Origin of the sequence: Arthrobacter sp. 2YAF22_2, from assembly GCF_052114645.1 — a bacterium.
In the GTDB taxonomy this organism is placed as follows: Bacteria; Actinomycetota; Actinomycetes; order Actinomycetales; family Micrococcaceae; genus Arthrobacter.
Genome location: NZ_JBFRFD010000214.1, coordinates 1 through 5827, shown reverse-complemented (window position 1 = coordinate 5827; position 5827 = coordinate 1). Strand labels below are relative to the sequence as shown.

The window sequence follows — 5827 nt, the reverse complement described above, 5'->3', positions numbered from 1 at the left end:
TCGCTGGAGCGCGCCGCCGCCACCGAACGCCGCGCCCGCGAGGAAGCCGCCGAACGGGCTCGCCGCCGACGGCTCCAGGCCGGCCGCGCCGCCGCCGTGTCCGCCGCCGTGGAGCGGGTGATCGGCTTCATCGACGTATCGGTGGAGCTGGCCCGCCGTGAACGTGACCGCGCCGAGGAGCGCCGCGAGCAGATGGAGCGGGAACTGGCCGAGGTGCGCGGCGGGAATGAAGGCCTTGCGCGCGAACTGGCCGAGCTGACCGACTCCGTGCACCGCGACGAATTGGCCAGGGCCCAGCAGCGCCTCCGGATCGAAGCCCTCGAACTGCGCAGCATCGAGGAACTCGGCCTGACCGCCGACCAGCTCGTCGCCGACTTCGGCCCCGACCGGCCCGTGCCGGTTGCGGCGGGCGCCACGGCGGACAAGTGGGCTGCCCTCCGCGCCCCAGTGGACGAGGACGGGCGCGAGATCATCGAAGGCAAACCCTTCGTCCGCGACGAGCAGGAGAAGAGGCTCCGCAAGGCCGAACGGGACCTCTCCGCGCTGGGCCGGGTCAACCCGCTCGCGCTTGAGGAATTCGCGGCCCTCGAAGAACGACACCAGTTCCTGAGCACCCAGCTGGAGGACCTCAAAGCCAGCCGCAAGGACCTGCTGGACATCATCAAGGAAGTCGATGACCGCGTGCAGAAGGTGTTCGCCGAGGCGTTCGAGGACACGGCTGCCCAGTTCGTCCGGGTGTTCGCGCGGCTCTTCCCCGGCGGTGAGGGCCGGCTGGTCCTGACCGACCCCTCGGACATGCTCAGCACCGGCATCGAAGTGGAGGCACGTCCCGCCGGGAAGAAGATCAAGCGGCTTTCGCTGCTCTCCGGCGGCGAACGGTCGCTGACGGCAGTGGCCCTGCTGGTGGCGATCTTCAAGGCCCGGCCCTCGCCGTTCTACGTCATGGACGAGGTGGAGGCCGCCCTGGACGAYACCAACCTGGGCCGTCTCATCACGATCTTCGAGGAGCTGCGCGAGTCCAGCCAGCTGATCGTCATCACGCACCAGAAACGCACCATGGAAGTCGCGGACGCGCTGTACGGCGTCACCATGCGCGGCGACGGCGTCTCCACTGTCATCAGCCAGCGGCTGGGCGCCGAGGTCTGAGAGCCCTGTGAGAAGCTAGGGGTGTGAACGACATCCTTCCCATTCTGCTGCCCATCCTCGTTGTCCTGGTGGTCCTCGGTGCGCTCATCCCGGTGCTCATGAAGACCCGGAAGAACATCACCAACTACCCCGGAACGCGCGACGCGAACGACCCTGTGCAGGGCACCGGCGGCGGGACGCTGCTGGAGGACCGCCCGGCCCCGCCCGGCGGACCGGCGGCGCCGGCCGGCGTCGACGTCGAAGGACTCGAGACCGTCGAGGTACCGGACAACGTCGCGGGCCTCGAGACCGTTCCGGTCGAGACCCCGCTGCCGGTGGCAGGCCGGCTGACCCGGCTGCGCGAACGCCTGATCAAGTCCAACAACATCCTGGGCAAGGGCCTGCTCGCCCTGCTCTCCGCGGACAAGATCGACGAGAACGTCTGGGACGAAGTCGAAGAGACCCTGCTGCTGGCGGACCTGGGCACCGAACCGACCATGCAGCTCGTGGACGCCCTCCGCGAACGCGTCAAGGTGCTGGGGACCCGCTCGCCGGAACACGTCAAAGCCATGCTGCGCGAGGAACTCATCAAGCTGGTTGACCCCGGCATGGACCGCAGCCTGAACGTCGAGCGCCACGCGGACAAGCCCGCCGTGATGATGGTGGTGGGCGTCAACGGCGTCGGCAAAACCACCACGGTGGGCAAGCTCGCCCGCGTGCTCGTCGCCGAGGACAAGGACGTGCTGCTCGGCGCAGCCGACACCTTCCGTGCCGCCGCGGCCGAGCAGCTCGCCACCTGGGGCCAGCGCGTCGGCGTCGCCACCGTCAAGTCGGACATCGACGGCGCGGACCCGGCATCCGTCGCCTATGAGGCGGTCAAGGCCGGCATCGACCAGGAAGTCGACGTCGTCATGATCGACACAGCGGGCCGGCTGCAGAACAAGGTCGGCCTCATGGACGAGCTCGGCAAGGTCAAACGCGTCATCGAAAAGCTTGCCGAGGTGGACGAGGTGCTCCTGGTCCTGGATGCGACCACCGGCCAGAACGGCCTGAACCAGGCCCGCGTCTTCGCCGAGGTGGTGAACATCACGGGCATCGTGCTGACCAAGCTGGACGGCACCGCCAAGGGCGGCATCGTCGTCGCGATCCAAAAGTCCCTTGGTGTGCCGGTCAAGCTGGTGGGTCTCGGCGAGGGCGCGGACGACCTCGCCCCCTTCGACGCCGAAAGCTTCGTGGACGCGCTGCTGAACTAGCCCCTCCCCGCCCAAGTAGCTCGCACTTGTTGTCGTTTTCAGCCCTGAAAACGGCACCTATTGCGAGCTACTTTGCTTACGGGAGTGCCTTAGTACTTGAAGTTCAGCACCGTCACTGTGCCCGCGGTCAGCTTGATGTTCTGCGTCGCGGAATCGGGCTGGAAACCCTCCACCGTGGCACGGTCAGCGAGCGGAACTGGTCCGGATTTGGCCCCGTCGATCAGTGTGCTGTCCTGTGCGGCGTAGCTGGGCCCGGTCAGCTGTGTCATGGTTCCCGTCCGGGCCTTTCCTGGCAGGATGAGGGTCACGGCTGTTTGGGCAGCCTTCTCCGGGTTGTTTTCGTTGACCAGGACGACAGTGGTGCTGCCGTCCTGATTCTGCAAACCGTAGGCGGTCGCAAGGCCGCCCCCAGTGCTGCTGGTCTTCAAGAACTTTGCGCCCTCGAGTGCGCTGACCATGGCAATGCCGAAGTAGTTGGCCCGGGGAGAGAGCAACCCGTTGGGCTGCAGGTACGGCCCGCCGTTGCAGATGGCTGACATGGGCGGTCCGCCGACGCACGTGAGCAGGGAGCTGTGGAATGCAAGCCTGGAAATGCCCAACTGCGCCGCGTTCAGACTGTAGTCGGCGGCCCACAATGCGGAGGCATGCGTTTTAGTGATGTCGTTGGACCCCGGRCACGTTGAAGCGCCGGTCTCCGGCAGCCAGGTTTCGATCCCCGCGGCCCTTCCGATTTTGAGTGCCTCGCCAATGTACTGCACGGCACGTTCGTGCATCCGGGTGCTCATCAGGTTCGACATGACCGGTGAGCTGTCGGCGTTCCGGCCGTCGCAGCTGAAGAGCCCGTAGTAGTGGAAGGTAAGGATCTTGCGCTGCGGCAGCTTCAGGTCGGCGAAGGGCTTCCACCAGCTTTCCTCGTAGGTGCCCGGGCCGGAAATAGGYAGGTTGGGAGCGACCTGGTAGATGGCGGAGGCATAGGCCTGCAGTTCTTTGAGGTAGTCCTCGACTTTGTAGCTCTGCGGACGGACGCCATCGGCGGCGAATCCGTTCGGTTCGTTGCCGACGGTGACGCTGAGGAGACGGTCGCCGAAAATTTTGACTGCGTTTTTGACGAAATCCGCAGCCCGGGCAGGGTCGTAGTGTCCGAGGTCCACGGTGATCGTGAGCTTGGCGCCGGTTGCCTCCAGCAGGGCTTCCACCCGGGTCAGGTCTGTCGGGCCGACCACCCGTGGCAGGTGTGCTTTATCCCCACGGTAATTCTCAGGAAGCGACTCCCCGGACGAGGTCCAGAAGAAGCGACGGTCAACGGCCCGCCCGCCGAACCTCAGGAACGGCTGATCCATTTGATTCAGGAGCGCGACGACAGTCTTGTTGTCCGCGGAAAGGGCCGGATCGCCTAGGTCAGTAGCCTCAAACGACAACCCGGCGGTGCTTTTATTGAGCACTGTTCCAACTTGGTCCGATGAAACACTGACTTTCAGCGGTTCGACCGGTTCCAGCGGCGAGCCGGCGGGGGGTCCGGGTTGTTTGTAGACGGGGCCTGCGGGAGTCGGTGGCAGGGCCGCCGCGGATGCGGTCGGGGCTTGCGACGTGGTCGCGCTGGGGGTGGTGCTCGCGGCCGGAGGCGCTGTCGCACCGCCCGTCGTCGTTGGCCTCAGGAAAAGCACCAGCGACGCCAGCACGGCAATCACTGCGATGGCTGAGATCACGACGGCGGGACGGAGATTCCTTCGCTGCACAGCGTTTGCGTCATCGCTTCGTTCGAGGGAAGTGTCGTCAGGGCTCTGCTCGGACGGACCTTCGTGGGTTGGCATGTAAGAACTTCTCCGGCTTCTGTTGGGAACTCCGACAGCCTAGCCAAATTTGGCCGCCGACGGATGGTGTCCGGAGTTGCGAGTCACCTTTCTGTGGCGCGGAACGTTTCCCGGGCCAGCAGCCAGCCCACGGCGGCGACGAGCAGCACCCCGCCGGTGACGCCGAACGCCCAGCCGTAGCCCAGCCGGTCCGCCAGGAGCCCCGCGATGATCGGCCCTACGATCGCGCCGCTGTCCGAGGTCATCTGGAACGCGGCCAGCACCCGGCCGCCGGAGCGTTCGTTGCCCACGACGTCGGCGATGGCCGCCTGCTGGGCGGGCCCGAGCAGCCCCGCCCCGACGCCCGCGACGGTCGAGGCCAGCAGGAACCAGGGCAACACGTGTGTCAGGCCGATGCTGGCGGTGGCGAGGCCGGTGACGACCAGCCCGGCGAGGACCAGTGGCTTGCGTCCGAGGCTGTCCGTGAGCCGCCCGGAGAAGGTGAGCGCCAGGGCATTGCCCGCCGCGAAGACCGCCAGCGCCCAGCCCGCGGAGGACGACCCCGCGCCCAGTGCCGCGACGGCGAACAGCGGCACCGTGGCCATCCGGACCCCGAACGTGGCCCAGCCGTTGGCGAAGCTGGACGCCAGCCCGGCCCGGTAGGCACTGTCCCGCAGCGCGTCCCGCAACAGCATGGCCGGCGCCGCGTCGCCGGCTGCACGTGAACCTGCGGGGACGTGGCTGAGCTGGGTCTGCACGACGGCGGCGGCGAGCACCAGCGCGGCCGCGTAGGCGAGGAACGGCACCCGGAGGCCGAAACTTGCCAGCAGCCCGCCCACGATCGGGCCGCACACATTGCCAATCAGGAAGGCAGAGGCATAGGCGCCGGAGACCCGGCCGCGGCTCTCCGGCGGCGCCAGCCGCACCACCAAGGTCATCGACGCCACCGTGAACATCACCGATCCGGCCCCGCCCAGGCCCCGGAAGATCAACAGCTGCCAGTAGTCCTGGGCGAAGGCGCAGGCCGCCGTCGACGCCGCCACGATCAGCAGCCCGGCCACGTAGACCGGGCGTTCCCCCAGCCGGACGATCAGCGCCCCGCCCGCCGGCGCGAACACGAGCCGCATGAACGCGAAGATACTGACAATCACCGCCGCGGCGGTCGCGCCGACGTTGAACGTAGTGGCGAATTGGGGGAGCACCGGTGCCACCAGGCCGAAGCCCAACGCGATCAGGAAGGCCGCGGCCAGCATCACCTTGATGTCCCGTGGCAGGCGGGGCCGGCCGGGACGCGGCAGGCCCGCCGGGGGCCGGGCTCCGTGGGCGGAACGGGTTGCTTTGCTCATGGTGCTGCTTTCAGTGCCGGGAGGGAGGCCCGGGGCGGATGGGGTCCCGGAAACATAACCGTAACAAGCCTGAGACGCACCATTTACTTCCGGGAGGTTCTTGTAACAACCCGGCAATGTAAATCCCCAGTCGGTGAAACACGGCCCCAGCAGACTCTTCTTAGAACGCAAAATGCGTTGGGACCGGCGGACTACTCCGCACCAAAAGCAAGAGAGGACGCAGACCATGGAACTCACCGCAGGTCTCGTTTGGCTCCTGGTCGCTTCAGCCCTCGTGCTGTTCATGACCCCGGGCCTGGCATTCTTCTACGGC

General features: G+C 67.1%; 4 protein-coding genes. 2 read left to right on the top strand and 2 right to left on the bottom strand.

The features are described 5' to 3' along the window. Nucleotides 1-1146, top strand: a 1146-nt coding sequence (locus tag AB4Y86_RS10275; RefSeq protein ID WP_441402138.1) for an AAA family ATPase, incomplete at its 5' end; no start/stop codon positions are given. Between the two features lie 23 nt (nt 1147-1169). Then, nucleotides 1170-2378 (top strand): signal recognition particle-docking protein FtsY, encoded by a 1209-nt coding sequence (gene ftsY / locus AB4Y86_RS10270; RefSeq protein WP_441402137.1) that lies wholly within the window; start codon nt 1170-1172, stop codon nt 2376-2378. Nucleotides 2379-2467: 89 nt separating this feature from the next. Here ftsY and AB4Y86_RS10265 read toward each other — a convergent pair whose 3' ends face one another. Both AB4Y86_RS10265 and AB4Y86_RS10260 read right to left on the bottom strand, forming a co-directional pair. After that, a complete protein-coding gene (locus AB4Y86_RS10265; RefSeq protein WP_441402136.1) occupies nt 2468-3601 on the bottom strand; it encodes a hypothetical protein in 1134 nt (377 codons plus the stop codon). A gap of 671 nt (nt 3602-4272) precedes the next feature. Beyond that, nucleotides 4273-5514 (bottom strand): MFS transporter, encoded by a 1242-nt coding sequence (locus tag AB4Y86_RS10260; RefSeq protein WP_441402135.1) that lies wholly within the window; start codon nt 5512-5514, stop codon nt 4273-4275. Between the last annotated feature and the right edge of the window lie 313 nt (nt 5515-5827).